General features: G+C 43.4%; 25 protein-coding genes. All 25 read right to left on the reverse strand.

What is annotated here, in order from left to right; genetic code table 11:
• Positions 1 to 92 precede the first annotated feature (92 nt).
• Positions 93 to 1,769 (reverse strand): 30S ribosomal protein S1, encoded by a 1,677-nt coding sequence (rpsA, locus tag ACEWB7_RS08105; RefSeq protein ID WP_004783987.1) that lies wholly within the window; start codon positions 1,767 to 1,769, stop codon positions 93 to 95.
• Between the two features lie 110 nt (positions 1,770 to 1,879).
• On the reverse strand, positions 1,880 to 2,563 hold the full coding sequence (cmk, locus tag ACEWB7_RS08110; RefSeq protein WP_312309855.1) for a (d)CMP kinase: 684 nt from the start codon (positions 2,561 to 2,563) through the stop codon (positions 1,880 to 1,882).
• Positions 2,564 to 2,577: 14 nt separating this feature from the next.
• Positions 2,578 to 3,012 carry an SRPBCC family protein gene (locus ACEWB7_RS08115; protein WP_004783989.1) on the reverse strand — a complete coding sequence of 145 codons (435 nt, stop codon included), beginning with the start codon at positions 3,010 to 3,012 and terminating at the stop codon, positions 2,578 to 2,580.
• A gap of 62 nt (positions 3,013 to 3,074) precedes the next feature.
• Entirely contained in the window at positions 3,075 to 3,590 is a 516-nt protein-coding gene (gene tadA, locus ACEWB7_RS08120) for a tRNA adenosine(34) deaminase TadA (RefSeq protein WP_312309852.1), read from the reverse strand.
• A gap of 6 nt (positions 3,591 to 3,596) precedes the next feature.
• Positions 3,597 to 4,718 carry an enoyl-CoA hydratase/isomerase family protein gene (locus ACEWB7_RS08125; RefSeq protein ID WP_312309849.1) on the reverse strand — a complete coding sequence of 374 codons (1,122 nt, stop codon included), beginning with the start codon at positions 4,716 to 4,718 and terminating at the stop codon, positions 3,597 to 3,599.
• A complete protein-coding gene (gene ung, locus ACEWB7_RS08130; RefSeq protein ID WP_180033498.1) occupies positions 4,715 to 5,428 on the reverse strand; it encodes a uracil-DNA glycosylase in 714 nt (237 codons plus the stop codon). The genes ACEWB7_RS08125 and ung overlap by 4 nt, the downstream gene beginning before the upstream one ends.
• Before the next feature lie 45 nt (positions 5,429 to 5,473).
• Complete coding sequence (locus ACEWB7_RS08135; RefSeq protein ID WP_312309847.1) at positions 5,474 to 6,070, reverse strand: 6-carboxytetrahydropterin synthase; 597 nt, start codon at positions 6,068 to 6,070, stop codon at positions 5,474 to 5,476.
• Positions 6,071 to 6,230: 160 nt separating this feature from the next.
• Positions 6,231 to 7,202 carry a type II secretion system minor pseudopilin GspK gene (gspK, locus tag ACEWB7_RS08140; protein WP_312308904.1) on the reverse strand — a complete coding sequence of 324 codons (972 nt, stop codon included), beginning with the start codon at positions 7,200 to 7,202 and terminating at the stop codon, positions 6,231 to 6,233.
• A gap of 14 nt (positions 7,203 to 7,216) precedes the next feature.
• A complete protein-coding gene (gene gspJ, locus ACEWB7_RS08145) occupies positions 7,217 to 7,843 on the reverse strand; it encodes a type II secretion system minor pseudopilin GspJ (RefSeq protein WP_312308906.1) in 627 nt (208 codons plus the stop codon).
• On the reverse strand, positions 7,840 to 8,424 hold the full coding sequence (locus ACEWB7_RS08150; protein ID WP_312308907.1) for a type II secretion system protein: 585 nt from the start codon (positions 8,422 to 8,424) through the stop codon (positions 7,840 to 7,842). Before ACEWB7_RS08150 ends, gspJ begins: the two co-directional genes overlap by 4 nt.
• Positions 8,414 to 8,962 (reverse strand): Tfp pilus assembly protein FimT/FimU, encoded by a 549-nt coding sequence (locus tag ACEWB7_RS08155; protein ID WP_034170572.1) that lies wholly within the window; start codon positions 8,960 to 8,962, stop codon positions 8,414 to 8,416. The genes ACEWB7_RS08150 and ACEWB7_RS08155 overlap by 11 nt, the downstream gene beginning before the upstream one ends.
• A gap of 18 nt (positions 8,963 to 8,980) precedes the next feature.
• Positions 8,981 to 9,586, reverse strand: a complete 606-nt coding sequence (locus tag ACEWB7_RS08160) for a TetR/AcrR family transcriptional regulator (protein ID WP_005236135.1) — start codon at positions 9,584 to 9,586, stop codon at positions 8,981 to 8,983.
• Between the two features lie 40 nt (positions 9,587 to 9,626).
• The gene (locus ACEWB7_RS08165; protein WP_004783999.1) at positions 9,627 to 10,400 is read right to left on the reverse strand and encodes a TatD family hydrolase; all 774 of its coding nucleotides are present in this window, start codon (positions 10,398 to 10,400) and stop codon (positions 9,627 to 9,629) included.
• A 27-nt stretch (positions 10,401 to 10,427) separates the two neighbouring features.
• Positions 10,428 to 10,769, reverse strand: a complete 342-nt coding sequence (locus tag ACEWB7_RS08170) for a PilZ domain-containing protein (RefSeq protein WP_312308913.1) — start codon at positions 10,767 to 10,769, stop codon at positions 10,428 to 10,430.
• A 17-nt stretch (positions 10,770 to 10,786) separates the two neighbouring features.
• On the reverse strand, positions 10,787 to 11,767 hold the full coding sequence (locus ACEWB7_RS08175; protein WP_312308915.1) for a DNA polymerase III subunit delta' C-terminal domain-containing protein: 981 nt from the start codon (positions 11,765 to 11,767) through the stop codon (positions 10,787 to 10,789).
• A gap of 14 nt (positions 11,768 to 11,781) precedes the next feature.
• On the reverse strand, positions 11,782 to 12,543 hold the full coding sequence (kdsB, locus tag ACEWB7_RS08180) for a 3-deoxy-manno-octulosonate cytidylyltransferase (RefSeq protein WP_159123998.1): 762 nt from the start codon (positions 12,541 to 12,543) through the stop codon (positions 11,782 to 11,784).
• A 12-nt stretch (positions 12,544 to 12,555) separates the two neighbouring features.
• Positions 12,556 to 13,560: a tetraacyldisaccharide 4'-kinase gene (gene lpxK, locus ACEWB7_RS08185; protein ID WP_312308916.1), complete on the reverse strand. Its 1,005-nt coding sequence runs from the start codon at positions 13,558 to 13,560 to the stop codon at positions 12,556 to 12,558.
• 3 nt (positions 13,561 to 13,563) lie between these two features.
• On the reverse strand, positions 13,564 to 15,291 hold the full coding sequence (msbA, locus tag ACEWB7_RS08190) for a lipid A export permease/ATP-binding protein MsbA (protein ID WP_411580570.1): 1,728 nt from the start codon (positions 15,289 to 15,291) through the stop codon (positions 13,564 to 13,566).
• Positions 15,291 to 15,713 carry an ExbD/TolR family protein gene (locus ACEWB7_RS08195; RefSeq protein ID WP_200228777.1) on the reverse strand — a complete coding sequence of 141 codons (423 nt, stop codon included), beginning with the start codon at positions 15,711 to 15,713 and terminating at the stop codon, positions 15,291 to 15,293. The genes msbA and ACEWB7_RS08195 overlap by 1 nt, the downstream gene beginning before the upstream one ends.
• Positions 15,714 to 15,723: 10 nt before the next feature.
• Complete coding sequence (locus ACEWB7_RS08200; RefSeq protein WP_411580571.1) at positions 15,724 to 16,365, reverse strand: MotA/TolQ/ExbB proton channel family protein; 642 nt, start codon at positions 16,363 to 16,365, stop codon at positions 15,724 to 15,726.
• Positions 16,366 to 16,402: 37 nt separating this feature from the next.
• Positions 16,403 to 17,290: a ParB/RepB/Spo0J family partition protein gene (locus ACEWB7_RS08205; protein WP_004784018.1), complete on the reverse strand. Its 888-nt coding sequence runs from the start codon at positions 17,288 to 17,290 to the stop codon at positions 16,403 to 16,405.
• Complete coding sequence (locus ACEWB7_RS08210; RefSeq protein WP_004784019.1) at positions 17,287 to 18,069, reverse strand: ParA family protein; 783 nt, start codon at positions 18,067 to 18,069, stop codon at positions 17,287 to 17,289. Before ACEWB7_RS08210 ends, ACEWB7_RS08205 begins: the two co-directional genes overlap by 4 nt.
• A gap of 24 nt (positions 18,070 to 18,093) precedes the next feature.
• Entirely contained in the window at positions 18,094 to 18,726 is a 633-nt protein-coding gene (rsmG, locus tag ACEWB7_RS08215; RefSeq protein ID WP_411580572.1) for a 16S rRNA (guanine(527)-N(7))-methyltransferase RsmG, read from the reverse strand.
• Positions 18,727 to 18,811: 85 nt separating this feature from the next.
• A complete protein-coding gene (gene murU, locus ACEWB7_RS08220) occupies positions 18,812 to 19,501 on the reverse strand; it encodes an N-acetylmuramate alpha-1-phosphate uridylyltransferase MurU (protein ID WP_034170582.1) in 690 nt (229 codons plus the stop codon).
• Positions 19,502 to 20,515: an aminoglycoside phosphotransferase family protein gene (locus tag ACEWB7_RS08225; protein ID WP_411580573.1), complete on the reverse strand. Its 1,014-nt coding sequence runs from the start codon at positions 20,513 to 20,515 to the stop codon at positions 19,502 to 19,504. It abuts the gene before it with no gap.
• Positions 20,516 to 20,568: the final 53 nt, after the last annotated feature.

The raw sequence follows: 20,568 nt of genomic DNA on the forward strand, positions 1-20,568 counted from the left end.
AGCGCAATAATTAAATACTACGCTACCGTTTACAGTATTTGTGTAAAAAGTATTACTTAACTTACATTAACAATACAATTCACCATCTACTCTTAGTGATTCATTTGCGCTTTGATCAAGTCACCAATAGTTTTAGGACCATTGTCTTGACCAGCAGCAGCTGTTTTCAGGTTAGCAACAGCTTCTTTCTCTTCAGCTTCGTCTTTCGCTTTGATAGACAAGTTGATAGAGCGAGATTTACGATCTACATTGATGATCTTAGCTTCAACTTCTTGACCAACTTCTAGGAATTTAGTCGCATCTTCAACGCGGTCGCGGTTGATTTCAGATGCTTTAAGAGTTGCTTCAACTTCATCAGCTAACTTAACAGTAGCGCCTTTAGCGTCAACTGCAGTTACAGTACCTTTAACAAGCGCACCGCGTTCGTTAGCAGCTAAGAAATCGTTGAACGGATCGCTGTTCAATTGTTTGATACCAAGGCTGATACGGTTGCCTTCAGCATCTACAGACAGGATAACTGCTTCAACAGTGTCACCTTTCTTGTAACGACGGATCGCTTCTTCGCCTTGTTCGTTCCAAGAGATGTCAGACAAGTGAACTAGACCATCGATACCGCCTGGTAAACCGATGAAGATACCGAAGTCAGTGATTGACTTGATAGTACCTGAAACTTTTTCACCTTTGTCGTGGTTCTTAGCAAACTCTTCCCATGGGTTAGCACGAGTTTGTTTAATACCAAGAGAAATACGACGACGCTCTTCGTCTACTTCAAGAACCATAACATCAACTTCGTCACCGATCTGAACTACTTTAGATGGGTGGATGTTTTTGTTAGTGTGGTCCATTTCTGAAACGTGTACTAAGCCTTCAACGCCTTCAGCGATTTCTGCGAAACAGCCGTAGTCAGTCAGGTTAGTTACGCGAGCTTTAACGATAGAACCTTTAGGGTAACGGCTCATAATCGCTAACCATGGATCTTCGCCTAATTGTTTAAGGCCTAAAGATACGCGGTTACGTTCGCGGTCGAATTTAAGTACTTTAACAGTAACTTCTTGACCCACTTCAACAACTTCTGATGGGTGCTTGATACGTTTCCAAGCCATATCAGTGATGTGAAGAAGACCGTCGATACCGCCAAGGTCAACGAATGCACCGTAGTCAGTAAGGTTTTTAATAGTACCAGTAACTGTTTGACCTTCTTCAAGCTGAGCAAGAAGCGCTTCACGGTCAGCTGAAGATTCAGCTTCCATAACAGCACGACGTGAAACAACAACGTTGTTACGTTTAGCGTCAAGTTTGATTACTTTGAATTCTAACTCTTTACCTTCCAAGTGAGTAGTATCACGGATAGGACGAGTATCAACTAAAGAACCTGGAAGGAACGCACGAACTGGACCGATGTCAACAGTGAAACCGCCTTTAACTTTACCAGAGATAACACCAGTAACGATTTCGCCGTCTTCAAAGATTTTTTCAAGTTTAGTCCAAGTCTCAGCGCGTTTAGCTTTTTCGCGAGAAAGAACTGTTTGACCCATACCGTTGTCAAGTGCTTCAACAACTACGTCTACAGTGTCGCCAACTTGAACTTCAAGTTCGCGCTGTTCATTTAAGAACTCAGCACGGTCAACAACGCCTTCAGATTTAAGGCCAGTGTCAACAGTTACCCAATCAGAGTCGATGCTTACTACAACGCCTTGGATGACTGCACCCTTTTCAACGTTGAGGTTTAATTCACTTTCTTCAAAGAGGGCTGCAAAAGATTCGGTCATGATATATCCGATAAAGTCAGCGGTCTTGGATCAGACAAGGCCGGTTTAATTAAGCATCTACATAGTCCATATAAAACTGATCAAGCTATGCGTCTGCTGAAATAATAGGGTTATTGAGCTAATTGCTGATCCACATATGTGGTCATCAGCTTGAATACTTCATCGATATTCAGATCTGAACTGTCGATGATGTACGCATCAGCAGCAGGTTTGAGCGGAGCAACAGTGCGTTCCATATCTCGTTTATCCCGCGCTTCGATATTAGCTAAAATGTCGTTTATTTTAACATCCAGCCCCATACCCTGCAACTGCTTTACACGTCTTTGCGCACGGGATTCAGCCGAAGCTGTCAAATAAATCTTGGCTTGTGCATCTGGGAAGATACTGGTCGCCATATCGCGGCCATCTGCCACTAGACCAGGAGCTTGAGCAAAAGCATGTTGACGGGCCACCAGAGCAGTTCTAAGTTCAGGAATTGCAGCAACTTTTGAAGCATACTCACCCACCCGTTCGGTACGGATAGTTTGGGAGACATCTTCACCATTCAGCCATACCTGAACACCTGATTCAGTGCTGACAAATTGGATATCCAAATTTGTTGCAATTTGTACGCATTCAGCCAGTTTAGTATCCAGTTCATCGAGTAAATTATGGTGATGCAATGACAGTCCTAATAAACGATACAAAGCCCCTGAATCCAGTAAATGAAACTGGTAATGTGCTGCCAGTTTTGCAGCCAGTGTGCCTTTGCCAGATCCACTTGGACCATCAATGGTAATAATTTGAACTGTCATTACTTTCCCGTTATTTATACAGATTTTGCAAGTTTTGCGAGGCCTAGTTTAATCCCTGTCTTGAGCTGTGCAAGAATTAATTTACTGACAAATGGAAGACGTGCCTGCAATTCTATCGTATAAGTCACCAGACTTTTGTTATCGTCCAATGCTTCAAACTCAATAATACCCAAATGATGTTTAATCAAAGGATTCTTTACGATCTTGTATTCAATACGGGAGTTCGGCTCTAGCAAGGTAATTTGCTCTTTTAGCGGCTTGACTGGACCTAAACCCATGCTACGCACAGAACCCACACCATCTGGGCGCTCAGGGTCTGCCGAATCCTTAATCCGTTCCACCTGCATTGGTGCAAAAGCCACGTTATAAGCATCGTGTTTAGACAGCAACTCAAAAACCTTATCAATCGCTGCTGGGAATTCTTTTTTTACCTGAATCGCATTTTTCATTTTTCTTTTTCCTGAAAATAAATGATTTTAAAGTGAGCAAAGTTTAACGAATTAGATTCGATTTATTTATGAGCATTCAGTAATTTTTCTTGCAATTTCAGCTGGCGTTTCTGTTCACGGCGTAACTTGAAAAATGCACTCAACTGCTCAGCACATTGCTGCTGCATACAGCCCGAGTCAAATGGAAATACATGATTATAGTAACCAGTCTCAAAAAGCTTGCGTGCACTCACCAAAGAACCTGCTTTGGGCTCAGTTGTACCAAAGACGACCCGTGAAATACGCGAATGCACCAATGCACCCACACACATGGTGCACGGTTCCAGAGTTACATAGAGGACAGCATCTTCAGGCAGGCGGTAGTTTTTCAGGTTCTGACAGGCTTCACGTAATGCTACGATTTCAGCATGGGCAGTCGGATCATTTAAAGAAATAGGCGCATTGTAGCCACGGCCAATGACCTGATTTTGGCTGACAATCACCGCACCCACAGGAATTTCACCCTGCGCAGCAGCAAGTGCAGCCTGCTCATAAGCAAGCCGCATCCAGTATTCATCGGTAAATTGTGTTTCGGACATTCAGACTTAAATCACATCATAGTGCTTGAGTAGCTCATTCCAGCTTTCAATGGTGGTTACCGGTGGATTCTGAGACAGAATGCCTTTCAGGCTTAAATCACTACCCTTTTGCCATTCTGGAGACAGATCTTTATCAACCAGTCGTGCACGTACACCTTCAACAAAATCAGGATGACGGATTTTCCAATCTGAAATCTGGGTTTCCAGTTCAAAAATTTCATTCCATGAATGAACCTGTTTACCCCATTGCCATAATAACCAGCTTAGAGCAGCGGTTGCAGGTGAACCTTTTTGCAGGTTTTCGCTGGCCTGACGCAACCAGTCACTGCGCGCATCACTTAAACCAATAATCGATTCATAATCGTGCTCGAAGTTTACGCCACGACATACACTGTGGATTACATCCAGTGAGTTTTGCAAAGGACCCGGGCCTACCGGACGGTGCATGCTGTTCAAGGTGTCATCAATCGCACGGAAATCGCCAGCTGGATAATGTTCCCAGTCTATATTTATGACTTTATCCAAAACTGAAGCACGCTGTGCATCACAGATATGGGTTGCCCAGCCAATGCCGTAAGCACCGGCAGCAGTCATGATAGAACCGGTTAAACCAGTAAACAGACCAATCGCTCCACGGTCTGCCAGGAAGCGGGTTGCACCCACATCTGGATATAAACCAATATTAATCTCAGGCATGGCCAGACGTGAATACGGCGTCACCAAACGGAATGGAGCCGCCATAAACAGGCCTAAACCACCACCCATAACATAACCTTCACCCCACACCAATACCGGCTTGGCATAGTTATGCAGTAATAAATCTAGCGCATATTCCTGTTCAAAAAACTTATTGGCGGTTGCCACTTCATCATTAATTACTAACTGACGCAGCTTACGTACATCGCCACCGGCACAAAATGCTTTCGGGGTAGTTGAATCCAGCCAGATCGCTTTTACGCTGTCATCTGTATGAAAGTCCTGAAAGACTTCTAGCAATGCTGAAACCAGAGATTCATCTAAAGCGTGTAATGATTTTGGACGATTCAGGCGAACAATGCGCCAGCCATTATTGGCTTGTTCAACAATCAGGTCCGGATGGTAAGGTTTAGTTACAGGAGAATAAGTCATGCGTCCAGCTGCCAATCTATAGGCTCAATGCCATGTTGTTTGAGATAATTATTCGTTTTCGAAAAAACTTTACAACCAAAAAAACCACCGCGGTTTGCTGACAAAGGCGAAGGATGTGCCGCCTTTAAGATCAGGTGTTTATTTTGATCAATGCGCTGTCCTTTACGCTGTGCGTATGCGCCCCAAAGAATAAAAACGATATGTTCACGTTGTTCATTCAATACATCAATGACGTGATCTGTGAATTCTTCCCAACCACGTTTCTGATGTGAAGTTGGCTGTGCTGCCTCTACAGTCAGTACAGCGTTGAGCAGAAGTACACCCTGTTCCGCCCAATGAGTTAAATCACCATGTTTAGGGATTTTTACACCTAAATCATTGTGTAACTCATGAAAAATATTACGTAAAGATGGAGGTAATGCAACCCCTTTTTGCACCGAAAAGCTTAAACCATGCGCCTGATTCGGGCCATGATAAGGGTCCTGACCAATGATGACCACTTTGACCCGGTCTAATGGCGTTGTATTCAAAGCATTAAAAATCAGGTGATTCGGTGGATAAATCACCTTGTCTGCTTTTTTTTCTTCAATTAAAAACGTTTTTAACGCATCCATTTTTGGACTCAATAAAAACTCACTGAGTCCATATTTCCAGCTGTCATCTAACTGAACTTTATTCAGTTTGGCAATTTGCTGTTCATTTAAAGACATGCTTCAATCCTAAATCTATGTCAGTCTGCGTTTATATTCGAATTTTTAAGGCTGGACTTGCAGATCCACAGCCGGATTATGAAATGGAAGACCCTGTTTCAGTTTCGCAAACATCTCTGGATCTGTCCATTCTGCACGCACCTGCTCCGAGAATTCAATCTGTTCCAGGCTAAGTGGACCCATCTGTGTATTCTGGATATCTTCCAGGAAGCTTTGCGCATAGCCTGTATCAGTTTCATGGACAATCACAGAGTAAACTTCAACATCCCCTTCACCATTCTGGGTGACAGTAGATACTAGTACCTGCTGAGCCAAGAAGAAGAAAATACGTGAAAATTGTTCTGCAGATGGCGAAACCGGCAAAGATACCCAGCGTGCACTAAAATTCTTGCATGCCTGAATATATTCAGGATCATCTTTTTGCCAAAAGCAGATCGCATGGTCAAAAGAATCAAAAAAATCCTTAATCACCCCTTTGAGCAGACCAAAATCATATACCATCTGGCCATGATCCAACTTCGACGCTTTCAGCAATAACTCAACTTTATAACTGTGACCATGAATCGAACGTTTACAGCGATCCGAGGTGCAGTTACGCACAATATGAGCATTTTCAAACTTAAATAACTTACGAATTAACATATGCCGTAATGTCGTCAAAAAATAGGTGAATTAATTTCAATTATAAAGCAAAAGTAAACCGATGAGGATTAATTTTGCAGTTCGTCATGATAGGCAAAAGGGATTGAAGCGAAAACAGATTAAATTCCAAAAAATGAGATTATTTAAAAATGGCGGTATTTTAAAAAGGCGCCATGCTTCGATAGGCAATATAAACCTTCTTGTCCTGCCGCACCAGATCACTACTAAACTGACGTTTACGTTCACTCAGCATCACTTCGATACGTGCTTTAAAGTGATTGGATTGCACTCCAAGCAGGTTATTAAACAGGTTGTGTTTGGCTGCATCCACCTGAGCAAATGGTTCTAGTGTCCAGAGATCAGCCACATTGGAAAAATATTCCAGATTTGCCTGACGGCGATCCAGCAATTGCTGCACGGCATTCACATCCAGCTTTTCATCCATGCTCGCCAAAAGAAATGCAGATGCGGTATTAATATTGACCGTAGTATCTGCTACAGGCGCAGTACTTAGATAAGGTGCAATTAGTTTGTACTTGTTTTCTTCAAAGCCTCGTACCAGTTTCAGCTCTTCAACGCTATGAAATTTGGCATTCGGAGGTAGAGAACCATTCGGCAAGCCCTGATAATAATTGGATTCTGCGCCCATTGGTCCACTTGGCATTTCATCTTCATCCTGCCAGTCGATCACGGCTTCACTCAACTGCTCTGGCAATCCAGCACGTTTTAATATCAGCTCAAACCAGGCTTTAGCATTTTCATTCACCGTGCCTTCTGCTGTAATCAGGCTATTTAAATTAAACTTACCCGACTCATCTTGCAGTATTCCCGAGACATAACCATCTTCAACCGGAAAAGCCGGCATTGGCTGCGCCCAGGTTTCATTTAAATGATCAACTTCCGCTGCATTCTCTGCGTCATCAACTAGCAATTCAGAAAAAAACGCTTCAGCACTTTTGGCATACATCAAAGACTGGTTTTGTCGCATTAAATAAGCGGTACTTTCAACAGTTGCAGCCTGACGTTTAGCAATAGTCGCAGCCAAAATAGTTGCAAGCGCCACCATCACTAGAATGGTAATCAGAGCAATCCCCTTCTGCTGTTTGATCATCATTGCTTTGTTCATCTGCATTTTATTATTCTTTGTCAGGTTAACTTTTGGGTTTCAAGCAGGAAATCTGTATTCAATAAACTAAAAATCCACTCATAACTAACCCCATTAACCATTAAGTTGATTTTAATGCCTTTGGGTAGACGCTGTTTTTGCTCAATCTGATTTAAATCAAAAGATGAGTCTGGCCATTGGGTCATTTCATTTGGATTAAGTACTACGATCTGAAACTGCTCAACATCGGACAACAACACACTGGATTCAGGTTGATCACGACCGGTCTGGTTTAAATTCCGGTATTTCAAGCGATATAGTTTTTGTTCATCTGCCCGGTACTGATATTCAACCCGTTCATCTGGAGAAATTCCCTCTTCCAGAGGATCGGTAACTCCAGTCTTACTAAAGTTAAAACGACCGTTTTGCAAAACCAGTGCCGGCTGAATATCACCATTAATATTGGCCGTTAAAGGCACCGCCTGTACCGTATCACGCAAGATCTGCTGATAAGTATCTTGCAACTGACTTAAGCGCTGTTCATGCACCGCATTACGGTCTTTGGTTTGTATAATATAATCAAATACTTTCCAGCCTAGAGCAGACAGTACGGCGAAAATAGCAATAGCAACCAGTAGTTCGACCAGCGTAAATCCCTTTGACTTCATGGCGCTTCATTCATCCGGTGATTAAAGAACATCAAGCTGCTAATTCCATTTTCTGCCTGACCAGTTTCAGTGTTGACCAGACTCACCTGTAATTCAATACGTTGTACATTAGGACTTACAGTAGGCTCACTGCGCTTATCAATTTGCCAGGTTTCGCTCTGCTGGGTGAGTTGTTTAGATTCAGTACCAGTGAGCCACTGCTGATTGATTTCCATCAGTGCCGCTTCATTCAAGGCAACAAACTGAGCTTGGGTTCTCAAAATGGCATTCGAAGTCGATTGGGTATATTGCATGACAACTTTAGTCAGGGTCATAGCTGCTGTGGCAAAAATCGCCAGCGCAACCATCACTTCCAGCAAGGTAAATCCTGAGGCACGATTAAGTCGAGTAATACTCGACCTGAGCGGCATTGTCGCGCAAGAAAGTCCAAAAGCTGTGCTTGAGGAGCCGCGATGAGTGAAATGCTGTTTCACCGCTGCGCAAGACGAAGAGCTATGCCCGGAGTGCGCACGATCAGCATTTGACTTAAATGGCTTGATTACATCAGCTCCGGCACTCTGCTTGAAAACCCTAGCTTTCATGGACTTTACCCAAGTGATCAATTTCAATCGGATTGCCTACTTCACGATCTTCCAGATAAAACTGGATTCTGACCGGTTTAACTTCACCATTGCCTAACCAGATCAGCTTGGGTGCATTGGCTTCAGTAAGATCCCGATTTTGGGCATTATTATAACGCTGCTCTAAAGGCTGAATCCGGAAAGAGACCTGTTCCGGTAAACTGCGCAGATTAAACTCCGCATAACTTTGCCATTTCTGCTGATTTAAAGTCGGTTCTGCCTGATTAGGTGAACGATATTCCACGACCCCGTAGCGAAATGGTGAAATATCAGTGGCAGCCTGAACATCAAGCGCAAGAATACGGGATTGATCATTAGCTTCCCGCAAGATCCGCTGCAAATCCAGTAACAGGACTTCCCGCGTCTGCATTGCCTTGCGCTGATCTACCCCACCAATATTCAATACAACTAGTGATGCCATAATACTCATAATCACAATCACCACCATCACTTCGATTAGAGTGAATCCACGAATGGAGGCGTGATGTGATCTGATCATAGGCAACTCTTAGGCGAACTACTCGGCAGGATGGACCTGTTTCGGTAAAGCTAAAGCTTGATCAATAAGGGCAACGCGCAAGGTATCGCGTGAACCAAGATAGCGCTGGTAGAAACTGGAGTTAAGAATAGCAGCTGCACCATGGGTCAATGACCAGATTGAGGCCAGATAATCACGCACCGACATGCTGCTATTGATTGAAGCCAGATAGCTTTCAGTCATACGGATAATCAGACGTAAGCGCTGTTTGCGCACCTGATAAAGTTCGCTAAACAGATGCTGAATTCCAACACCTGTTGTAGAAAGACGTTCTTCAATCTGATGAAAAAGGACAGTACGTTCAGGGTGATGCAGATGATGCAACATAAAGAATGCCAGATGTTCAGGAAAAGCCTTATCACTATCCTGGATCATTTCCAGCAACATGCGCTCATTACGGATAATCAGCAGTATGTACAATTCATCTTTACTCTGGAAATGCTTATAAAGAGTGCCTTTGGCCAGATCCAGTTCTGCTGCCAGTGCATCCAGGGTCATCCCTGCTTCACCATTTTCTAGCAGTAACTGTTCTGCAACTTGAAAAATCAAGGTTTCTCTTGCTCGAAACTGAGCCTGACGATCCATCTTCACCCTATAACTCTCTTGTACTCTTATCTAACTTTACTTACTTTGAATTCAGAAGATTCTCAAAGTTCTGCTTTGTGATATAAGCCATTTCTTCTAGCGACTTATCATATACATCGCAAAGCGCTTTGGCTACATAAGGAACGTATTTTGGTTCATTAGATTTGCCACGATATGGCATTGGAGCAAGGTAAGGACTATCCGTTTCGATTAAAACCCGATCAAGTGGAACCTGTTTGGCAACGTCACGCAAATCCTGGGCATTTTTAAAAGAAACAATACCGGAGAAAGACACATAGTAACCGCAGTCTAAAACAGCTTTAGCGGTTTCCCAGTCTTCGGTAAAACAGTGCAAAATGCCATGGGTAGATTTCTCTGCACGAATAATATCAACCGTGTCATGCTTGGCAGAACGGGTATGCACAACGACAGGTTTTTTCACAATTTGTGAGGCATGAATATGACGGGCAAAACAGTCTTTTTGCTCGGCAATAAAATCGGTGCTGTGATAATAATCGAGCCCCGTTTCACCCAGCGCCCAGACTTTTTCTGGCTGTGCCAGTTCAACCAGATATTCAGTGGTCGCACGCGCCATCGTTGCCGCATCTTCGCAAGGATGTACACCGACGGTATAACCGACATCAGGATGACGGGCCGCGATTTTAGCCAGCTCGATATGATCATCCAGATCCACCGAGATACTCATAAACTTGGATACGCCTGCTTCACGGGCCTGAGCAAGCGCCTGATCCAGATCACCATTATAAGGTGTTAAATCGAGCAGTGTTAAATGGCAATGAGTATCTACAAACACAATGAGTTCCTACCGAAGGTAAATTAACTACATAGTGTAACTTTTACGTCCATCAGATTTAAGACCTGCAACCAGACGATCGGCTTCATTTTTGAAGAAAACACCCTTTTCACCGGTGAGCTGAATCCCAAAACCTTGTGGCTTGGTGCCATTCTGCTTTTGAGACACCCAGATCACTTTTCCGGTTAATGGAATTTTCTGCGTCTGTTCAGGTAAAGTCGTCAAAACAAAAACTTCTTCACCTAATTTTACTGGCTGCTTGGAAGGAATAAAAAGTCCACCACCTACAACATATGGCATATAACTGGCAAATAACGTTTCAATATCCGGAATATTGGCCTGAATAATACCGCCCATACGTGGTTGCATCTTGTTTTCCCCTTAAGCTAAAGATTCATCAGCTTGATACACAATTCATCGAGCACCAGATTACTTTGTACGTTCTGCTCAAGATATTGTTTGGCTCGCTGAAAATCCTCATAAATTTTAAAAAGTGTTTCCAATGAATATTGTTCGGCCAATACATTAAAGTCCAGATCAATGTTTTTTACGGCCTGATTTAGCTTGACACAAATTAAATCGGACAACAAGTATTCAAACATTTGACCAAATTCACCAAAACTCAGGCTTTTATTCCATTTGGTCGCAATTGCCATTGGCATATTTTTTTGAATGACCAGTTTTTTCCAGTCTTCCATGAATTCCTGACGTAATGGCAACCAGGAACTTTGTGCAACCTCAATCGCTTGCAAAGGCATCTGATTGGATAAATTCATTAATAGCTGCTGCTGGCTCGAACCTGCTTCAGGTAACTGCGCCTCTACATATTCACTAAATTGCGCTGATGAAATCCGGTCTAAAGCAAAATGCTGTAAACGGCTGCGAATAGTTGCAGGCAATTTCAGATAATGATCCGCAAGCAGAATAATGACAATATTTTCACCCGGTTCTTCCAGAGTTTTCAGCAAGGCATTAGAAGAGGCAATATTCAATGCTTCAGCGGGTTCAATGACAATGACGCGCCAACCATCGACCGTCTGCTGTACAAAAGGCAGAAGATCACGGATTTTTTCAATTTTAATTTTGGCATTCTGTTTTTTATTATCTTCATCAGTACTGATATAGACGTAATTCGGATGGGTATCCGCTTTCAGCCACTGACAACTACCACACTCACCGCATGGGCCATCAGGCTGACGGTTTAGGCATAAAACCCAGGCTAGAAACTGCTGGACAAAGGCTTCTTTACCACAGCCTTTTTTTCCATAGAACAATAAACCATGCCCAAGCTTAGGAAAACGCCCGGTTAGCGTATCCCAAACCTGTTGCTGCCATGGATAAATCTGTGCATTGACATCAAGCGGCATGGAGAATTCTCAAATTAAGCAAAAGAAGATGGATCCATCTGGTTCAAGCGATCTAGATCTTCCTGCGTATCAACACCTGGCGGTAAATTGGCTTCTGCCACAGCAATGGCAATACGGTGACCATTTTCCAGTACACGTAACTGTTCTAAAGATTCCAGTTTTTCCAGCACACCCATTTCCCAGGTCACATATTCCTGTAATAGTTTCACGCGGTAAGCATATAAGCCCAAATGGCGATAAGCCTGATCATGCAGTTTCTGTTCAGCCAGCTTGGCACCATCACGGTCATAAGGAATCGTAGCACGACTAAAATACAATGCCTGATTGTGCTTAGACATCACAACCTTAACAATGCTGTCACGCTTGAATTCCTCTAAATGATGGATTGACTCACACAGAGTCGACATTGAGCAAGCTGGTTGATCTTCTAAGAGTTGCGCAACCTGTTTAACTAACTGGGCTGGCAATAAAGGTTCATCACCCTGTACATTCACGATAATGTCATCACTCGCCCAGCCCTTGATTCGAGCTACCTCGCTTAGACGATCGGTACCTGAGGGATGATCTGCTGAAGTCAGGACCACATCAACGCCTTCAGCACGGCAAACTTCGGCAATACGTTCATCATCTGTTGCCACACACAGGTCATCAAAGCCCTGTACTTTTTTGGCCTGATCCACGACACGCAGAATCATCGGACGACCATGGATTTCCAGCAAAGGTTTACCCGGCAAACGTGAACTGGAGAAGCGTGCAGGAATAACTATATGTTTCATCGTAAATAAACCTTAGGAAATAGAAATACCCTGTTGCTCTAATTGCTGCTGCAATATTGTATAACAGGCAGGTGACAAGACTGCATCGACCGGCACCACCCAGATATCCCGCTGATAATCTGGATACTGTTTGAGTAATGCCATAATTTTAACTGCATCTTTTTCAGTAGTAATGATCGGACTATTGTCATCGAATTGCAGATCTTCAATTTCATAATCATGATGATCTGGAAATTCATGACACTGAAATTGCTGCAGCCCCAGATGTTCTAGTGTTTGATAAAAACGCTGTGGAAAACCGATGCCGACTACTGCATAAAAAGCCGCAGTTGGATCAAAGCTTTTGATAACATCCTGATTTAATAAATACGGCTGAGAGGCTGCAAGATGCATATGCAAAGGCGAAACTGGATTTGCTGCATGTTCAATCACGGTACCTTTTTCCAACCGGGTAACGGGTTCACGCAGATAACCTTCCGGCAAGAGTTTTTGATTACCCAGACCACGGTTATTGTCCAGCACAATCCATTCGATCTGACGATTTAAAGCCCAGTGCTGCAAACCGTCATCACAAATAATTAAATCCAGTGCATGCTTTTCTAGCAGAAGCTCAATGCTCTTTTGGCGATTTGGCCCCACAGCCATTGGAACACCAGTCGCTTGGACAATTAAGGCTGGTTCATCCCCTACCACTTCAGGTAAGGTATTTAAATCGACATAGACTGGAAAAGGACCTTTACCACCATAACCTCGGCTGATCACGCCAATCCGTAGACCTTTTTCAGTGAGGTAATCCACAAGATGAATCAGCAAAGGTGTTTTACCACTCCCACCTACGGTAATATTCCCAATCACCATTACTGGAATAGGTGCGGTATAGCTTTTTTTGATCCCTTTACGGTAAAGCCAGTGATTGCTGACAAAACCTAAACGGTAAAGCCATGACAAAGGACGCAGCACAACCAGCCACTTTGCCTGTGTATTCCAAGCATCCTGAATGATCTGTGCCAAAGCCATGAATTAATGTTCCTCGAAATTACGTTGGTGCAGCTGATAATAAGCACCTTGGCGTGCAATCAGCTCAGCATGATTACCCTGCTCGATAATACGACCTTGATCCATCACTACAATGCGGTCGGCATTTTCAATTGTTGATAGACGGTGGGCAATCACAATCGTAGTTCGATCTTGCATCGCCTGATCAAAGGCACGCTGAATAAAGTATTCAGATTCATTATCCAGCGCACTAGTCGCTTCATCCAGAATCAGAATCGGAGCATTTTTCAAAATGGCACGGGCAATCGCAATACGCTGACGCTGACCACCTGACAGATTCAGACCCTGAGCACCCAGTGGCGTATCATAACCTTGTGGTAGGGCCATAATGAAATCATGTGCATAGGCGGCTTTTGCTGCTGCAATGATCTCTTCATCACTCGCATTTTCTAGCTGGCCATAAGCAATATTTTCACGAACAGTACGGTTAAATAGCACTACCTGCTGGTTTACCATCGCGATCTGGGTACGTAAAGCAGTCAACTCATAATCAGTAATCGGTTTTTGATCCAGCAAAATTTGCCCGGATGTAGTTTCCTGATAACGTACCAACAGATTCACCAAAGAGGTTTTGCCTGCTCCTGAACGTCCAACCAATGCTACAGTCTCGCCCGCTCTCACTTCCAGGTTAAAGTCATGAATCGCATGGTGACCATCGCCATAAACCAGATTGACATCTTTAAATTGAATGTTGCCTTTTAAGGTATCATTGAGTTTGCCGGTATTATGCTCTTCAGGCATATCTAGCAATTCAAACACAGAATGTGCAGCCGCCATACCACGCTGAATTTTTTCATTCACATCAGTTAATGTTTTGATTGGACGTGCCAACATACCTGCAGCTGTAATATAAGCAACAAATTCACCCGCGGTAGTATCTCCCAGAATCTGTGGACGCAATGCAATATACATCACAATACTGAGTGAAACTGACATGATCAGCTGTACCACTGGACTGTTCAGCTGCTGTACTGCCACCATTTTCAAGCCACGGCGCAGGTTTTCCAAAGAATTCTGTTTAAAGCGTTCCTGTTCATAAATCTGACCACCAAAGCCTTTAACGATCAGGTTGGCATTTACCGTTTCCTGAACCACATGGTTCACGTCACCCATGGTGTCCTGAACCTGTTGTGATAACTTGCGCATCCGTTTTGAAGCTTTACTGATCACAAAACCAATCACGGGTCCAAAGATCAGAATACACATGGTTAAACGCCAGTTGGTATATAAAAGATATCCCAATAAGGCAATTGTGATCAGACCTTGCTGAATGATCGTTCTAAGTGCTTCAGTTGAGGCGGCTGTGAGCTGCTCAACGTTATACATAATTTTGGCCGTAATATGACCGCTGGTATTGTCCAGAAAATATTGCGCAGGCAAACGCAATATTTTGGCAAAGACTTCCTGACGAATATTAAATACCAGATTACGGGAGATGACCGCCGTATAATACCCACCGAGGAATAGGCCTAAGCCCCGGAAGAACATCAGTACTACCACTAAGAATGGGAAAAGTAAGGTGAAACCCTGGTCTCTGTTTTGTATCGCCTCAATGATATATTCCAGTAATTTGGCTACAGAAACTTCTGTCGCCGCATTCATAGAGAAACCAAGCAGGACAATTAAGGCTGTGCCCCAAAATGGTTTTAAATAGTTTAAAAGGCGAAGATAGACCTTAAAATCGTGCTTCACTAATAACCTCGAGTTGGTACTTTCGTACTGATGTTGACATTAACAAAGCCAAGTTGCCCTGCAACGTCCATGACACGAATAACATCCTGATGTGTCGCTTTTGCATCAGCGGCAATGACAAACATTAAATCACGACGTTCATTCGAAATCTGTTTAATTGCCGTATTTAAATCTGCTGTGTCTTTACTGGCAATAGACTGACCATTCACGGCATAGTGACCATTGGCATCCACAATCACTTCAATTTTCTGGTCAAAATTCTTTGGTGGTACACCTTGCGCATCTGGGAGCGTCAGGTTCATCCGGCTCATCTGGTTAAACGTGGTTGAAAGCAGCAGAAAGACCAAAATAAATAGCAGGCAATCAATCATGGGCGTCAGATTGATATGTACATCTTCCACCTGGTTACGTTTAAATTTCATGCCCCTGCTCCTAGCTTGCTTTCTTGATGCGTTCTTCTACATCATCTGAAGCATTCAAATAGAACAGGTTGGCATGAAATAAGGTTGCCTGCTGTTCAAGTTCCGCCACATATTCCTGAACCAGACGCTGGAAATAACGATGTGCAAATAAAGCAGGAATAGCAATCAACATACCCGCTGCTGTTGTAATCAGTGCTTTGGAAATACCGGGCATCATTAACACCGGGTCACTATTAGTACCGACATCAATCATTAAAAATGATTCGATAATCCCAATGACTGTACCCAGCAAACCAAGTAAAGGCGCTACTGCGCTCAAAGTACCCAGAAAATTAATATTTTTTTCCAGATAGCCGATTTCCTGTGAAGCTATCACTTCCATCTGGGCACGAGCATATTGCTCAGACTGGTGACGCGCTTCAAAACCAGCAGTAAATACACGACCCAAAGTACTGTTTTTCAAAGCTGAACTCTGTTGCAGCTTTTGCATGGCTCGGTCTGCATTTTGTGCACGACCTATCAGAAGTGAGTTGGGCAGTACCAGACTCTTTTTTAAACGAATGAAGCGCTCGACCGAGATCGCCAGCATAAATATCGAACACAATACTAGCGGCAGCATCAACCAGCCGCCTGCTTTAACCAATTCCCACATCTGATTTATTCCCCAATAAAAACAAATTTTAAATTAATTATTCGTCGCCCAGGATCGAAAGAATCCCGTCCAGCTCTTCTAAAGAATGATAGCTAATGACCAGTTTGCCTTTTCCTTGCTTGTTGTAGTCAATTTTAACATCCGCACTAAAGCGCTCAGACAGACGCTGAGTCAACTGCTGAATGTCTGGCGCAATCGCTGCTTTTGGTTTTTCTGTTTTCGGTGCATTGTAGTCGCGTACCAACTGTTCAGTTTGGCGTACTGACAGGCTTTTTTCAATGACCATCTCAGCAACTTTAAGCTGATCTTTAGCCTTCAAAGTCAGGATGGCACGTGCATGTCCCATATCCAGCAAGCCTTGCTGCATAAAGTCTTTTACTTCTTCAGCCAGAGTTAGCAGACGCAGCAGATTGCTCACTGTGGTACGTGCCTTACCGACGGTATCGGCAATTTCCTGATGGCTTAAACCAAATTCGTCATGGAAACGCTGCAAAGCCATCGCCTGATCAATCGGGTTCAAGTCCTGACGCTGAATGTTTTCAATCAGGGCCAGCGCGATTGCCACCTGGTCATTCAGCTCACGCACAATCGCAGGAACTTCAGTCAGGCCTGCCAGTTGTGCCGCACGCCAACGACGCTCACCCGCAATAATCTCGTATGGATAGCGTTCATCATCGACCGGACGGATCACGATCGGTTGCATGATGCCATGCTTTTCAATCGATGCTGCCAGTTCCTGCAGATCCTGCTCATTGATATAGCGACGTGGCTGATATTCACCACGTTTCAGCAGATTGACATCAATCTGTTTCAACTGACCATGATCAAGACCTTGTGCTTCGAGTTGTAATTTTTCTTTTTGAATTGATCCTAGCAAGGCATCTAAACCACGACCTTTGGCGAGTCCACGTTTCTTGACGGTCATGCTTTACTTCCTTTTTTCACTTTGCTTTTCTTTAATACTTCAGCTGCCAGATTTAAGTAAGCAACTGCACCCTTTGAACTTTTTTCAAAATAAATCACTGGTAGACCATGTGCCGGCGCTTCAGCCAGACGGATATTACGTGGAATCACGGTTTCATAAAGTTTTTTACCAAAATATTGTTCCAACTCTTCCGAGACATCACGGGTCAAGGCATTTCGAGCATCATACATGGTACGCAATACACCCACGATCTGTAGGTCTGGATTAAGTGCCTGCTGAATGCGGTCAATGGTTTGTGTCAGATCAGCCAGACCTTCCAATGCATAATATTCGCATTGCATCGGGATGATGACACCATCCACCGCTGCCAATGCATTCACGGTGATCAGGCTTAAGCTTGGTGCACAATCAACAATGATATAGTCGAATGAGGATTCAATTTCCTGCAAAGCTTCACGCAAAATGAATTCACGGCCTTTTTGCTCGGCAATCGCCAGCTCCACACCAGCCAGATCACGGTTTGCCCCTAAAACCTTATATCCGACTTCAGCTTTAGTAATCGCAGTTTCAATCGGCACTTCACCCAGCAATACATCAGTCACTGAATACAGCAGGTCATTTTTCTGAATCCCCGACCCCATGGTCGCGTTACCTTGAGAATCCATATCCACAAGCAAAACGCGTTTTTTTAACACAGCGAGAGATGCCGCCAAATTTACTGCGGTTGTGGTTTTACCGACACCACCTTTCTGGTTGGCAATCGCAATAATTTGTGCCATGTTGACCCCGATCCTTCAAAAATTTTAAATACGTTTTAATAGAAGTAAATGACGTTGTTCGTCCAAGCGCGGAACCTTCAGTTCAATAATCTGACAGCTAAATTCATCTTTTAACGCCGCCACTTCCTCTTCAGGAATCAAACCTTTCATGGAAGCAATAATACTCTGCTCATGCATATATGGTTTAGATGCATTCACAAAATCTGTCAATGAAGCAAATGCACGACTGGTAATCACATCAAACTGACCCAGCTCATTGATACTGTCTTCATTTTCCACACGGGTTTGTACTGCAATGACATTTTTTAATTTTAGGTCTGCAATAAACTGCTTCAGGAAACGAATTTTTTTACCGTTTGAATCCAGTAGTACACATTCACGCTCAGGCTGACATAAAGCAATGATCATGCCCGGCATACCACCACCAGTTCCGATATCGAGCAAACGACCTGCAGGCAAATCCTTCAAAATACTCAGACTGTCAAGCAGATGCTTGACCAGCATTTCATTAGGATCACGGATTGCAGTCAAATTGTATGCTTTATTCCACAGCACCAAAGCGTCCTGGTACTTGAGTAATAAATTTAAAGCTTCATCAGACAGCTCTAAACCTAAAGCCTGGCTACCCTGCTTTAGTTCTTGAAAAAACGTGTGCATAAACAATCAACGCTCGAAAAAGTTAAGTGGAAGTATACCGTTTTCTCTATATTGGCACAGTAGGGAGTGCTTAGTGAATATTCACTTAAGCAGACTTCCCTTCTCGGATCATTAAATCCAATGCATTCAAACGCTCAGGTGTTCCCACATCCACCCAAATACCTGTCAATTTAGAAGCAGCAATCTTGTTTTCCAGCATTGCTGCTTTTAATAGTGGTGCTAAAGGACGTTTTCCAGCCTCTAAGCCTGCAAACATTTTCGGATGAATCACTGATACACCACTAAAAGTCAGGTTTTCACCCGCCACCTGCTGGTCAAAGGTATAAGCCTTGCCGTCTGCAAGTGTAAAATCACCGTTAGGGTGCTGCTCCGGGTTTTGTACCAAAACCAGATGTGCCAGATTTTCACCCAGCTCAACATTCAATAAAGGTGCAAAGTCCATGGTTGTCCAGACATCACCATTGACCAGAATAAAAGGCTCATCACCCAGGAGTGGTAAAGCATTAATAATGCCACCGGCTGTTTCCAGCCCTTCACCTTCATGTGACCACAAAATCTTGACACCAAACTGTGAACCGTCACCCAAAGCCTGAGCCAGTTTTTCACCTAGCCAGGCAGTATTGATGACAATTTCATTCACACCCATCGCAGCCAGTTTTTCAATATGCCAGACAATTAATGGTTTGCCGCCCACTTCCAGCAAAGGTTTTGGAGTATGCAAAGTTAAAGGACGCATGCGGTTGCCCAAGCCAGCCGCGAGAATCATCGCTTTCATTTAGGCCGCTACCTCGTATGAACCATATTTTGCTTCAAAAGCTGGCATCACTTTTTCATGAATAAACTGCATAAATGGCTGTAATTCTGGATAGTCTTTGGTTTCTTCGAGCAGATACCACATCACACGTGGTAGGTCTTTTAGATAGCCAGATTTCCCATCTCGCTCAAATAGACGTACGAAAATACCTAAAATCTTGATATGACGCTGAATCGCCATCATATCCGCATCTTTTTTAAACTGTTCGAAATCACGGTCCTGTTTTGCCGCTGCTGGTAACAGGTCATAGAACACTTTAAACCAGCGATACACGCGATCTGCATTCCACTGCACATAGGCATCACGGGTAATAGAGATCAGGTCATAGGTATCAGCACCAATCACTGCATCCTGAAAATCAATCACACCCAGTTCGGTTTCATTTTCGATTTTCATCAGGTTACGGCTATGAAAATCACGATGCACAATGACTTGAGGTTGTGCCAAAGCAGCATTCGCCAGTATCGCAAATGTGCGCTTGATCAGAGCGGACTCTGATTCTGTTGGCTGAATTTTTAGAGCAGGTAGCATCCAGTCAGTCAGCAACTCCATTTCAGAAATAAGCTTCTCATAAGAATAAGCAGGAAACTGACCTTCTCCAGGAATGGACTGCAGCTGAATCAGTTGTTTAAAACTTTGCTCATAATAGGCATCAACCGTCTGATCATTCAGCAGATTTGATAACAGCACATCACCAAAATCTTCGAGCAGCAAAAAACCATTTTCCAAGTCTTTGGCCACGATGTGTGGAACACGTACGTCATGGGCATCAAAAAATTCATCAATCGTCACAAAAGGCACACAATCTTCTTTTTCTGGTGGTGCATCCATGAGCATAAATGTTTTATTATTCAGTTTGATTCGTGCATAACGACGAAAACTTGCATCGCCTGCTAAAAAATGTGTTTCAAATTGATCTGAACCGAGTACAGAAGCAATCCAAGATTGTATCAATTGTTCGCGTTGAGTATTCATTTGCAATAAATTCTAGTACAGGCTGAGTTTTTAAAGTACTAAGTGTAGCTACT

It is taken from the genome of Acinetobacter sp. NIOH-H-8 (assembly GCF_046635365.1).
Classification (GTDB): Bacteria; Pseudomonadota; Gammaproteobacteria; order Pseudomonadales; family Moraxellaceae; genus Acinetobacter.

Bases quoted from the DNA above. Each gene is read 5' to 3' on its own strand.
- gspJ (WP_312308906.1), bottom strand. From the start codon at position 7,843: ATGAAGTCAAAGGGATTTACGCTGGTCGAACTACTGGTTGCTATTGCT.
- cmk (WP_312309855.1), bottom strand. From the start codon at position 2,563: ATGACAGTTCAAATTATTACCATTGATGGTCCAAGTGGATCTGGCAAA.
- ACEWB7_RS08150 (WP_312308907.1), bottom strand. From the start codon at position 8,424: ATGAAAGCTAGGGTTTTCAAGCAGAGTGCCGGAGCTGATGTAATCAAG.
- ACEWB7_RS08200 (WP_411580571.1), bottom strand. From the start codon at position 16,365: ATGTGGGAATTGGTTAAAGCAGGCGGCTGGTTGATGCTGCCGCTAGTA.
- murU (WP_034170582.1), bottom strand. From the start codon at position 19,501: ATGAAAGCGATGATTCTCGCGGCTGGCTTGGGCAACCGCATGCGTCCT.
- ACEWB7_RS08155 (WP_034170572.1), bottom strand. From the start codon at position 8,962: ATGATCAGATCACATCACGCCTCCATTCGTGGATTCACTCTAATCGAA.
- rsmG (WP_411580572.1), bottom strand. From the start codon at position 18,726: ATGCACACGTTTTTTCAAGAACTAAAGCAGGGTAGCCAGGCTTTAGGT.
- ACEWB7_RS08135 (WP_312309847.1), bottom strand. From the start codon at position 6,070: ATGTTAATTCGTAAGTTATTTAAGTTTGAAAATGCTCATATTGTGCGT.
- rpsA (WP_004783987.1), bottom strand. From the start codon at position 1,769: ATGACCGAATCTTTTGCAGCCCTCTTTGAAGAAAGTGAATTAAACCTC.
- ACEWB7_RS08125 (WP_312309849.1), bottom strand. From the start codon at position 4,718: ATGACTTATTCTCCTGTAACTAAACCTTACCATCCGGACCTGATTGTT.
- ACEWB7_RS08160 (WP_005236135.1), bottom strand. From the start codon at position 9,586: ATGGATCGTCAGGCTCAGTTTCGAGCAAGAGAAACCTTGATTTTTCAA.
- ACEWB7_RS08195 (WP_200228777.1), bottom strand. From the start codon at position 15,713: ATGAAATTTAAACGTAACCAGGTGGAAGATGTACATATCAATCTGACG.
- ACEWB7_RS08225 (WP_411580573.1), bottom strand. From the start codon at position 20,515: ATGAATACTCAACGCGAACAATTGATACAATCTTGGATTGCTTCTGTA.
- ACEWB7_RS08175 (WP_312308915.1), bottom strand. From the start codon at position 11,767: ATGCCGCTTGATGTCAATGCACAGATTTATCCATGGCAGCAACAGGTT.
- ACEWB7_RS08205 (WP_004784018.1), bottom strand. From the start codon at position 17,290: ATGACCGTCAAGAAACGTGGACTCGCCAAAGGTCGTGGTTTAGATGCC.
- ACEWB7_RS08170 (WP_312308913.1), bottom strand. From the start codon at position 10,769: ATGCAACCACGTATGGGCGGTATTATTCAGGCCAATATTCCGGATATT.
- ung (WP_180033498.1), bottom strand. From the start codon at position 5,428: ATGTCTTTAAATGAACAGCAAATTGCCAAACTGAATAAAGTTCAGTTA.
- tadA (WP_312309852.1), bottom strand. From the start codon at position 3,590: ATGTCCGAAACACAATTTACCGATGAATACTGGATGCGGCTTGCTTAT.
- ACEWB7_RS08115 (WP_004783989.1), bottom strand. From the start codon at position 3,012: ATGAAAAATGCGATTCAGGTAAAAAAAGAATTCCCAGCAGCGATTGAT.
- lpxK (WP_312308916.1), bottom strand. From the start codon at position 13,560: ATGGCTTTGGCACAGATCATTCAGGATGCTTGGAATACACAGGCAAAG.
- kdsB (WP_159123998.1), bottom strand. From the start codon at position 12,543: ATGAAACATATAGTTATTCCTGCACGCTTCTCCAGTTCACGTTTGCCG.
- gspK (WP_312308904.1), bottom strand. From the start codon at position 7,202: ATGCAGATGAACAAAGCAATGATGATCAAACAGCAGAAGGGGATTGCT.
- ACEWB7_RS08210 (WP_004784019.1), bottom strand. From the start codon at position 18,069: ATGGCACAAATTATTGCGATTGCCAACCAGAAAGGTGGTGTCGGTAAA.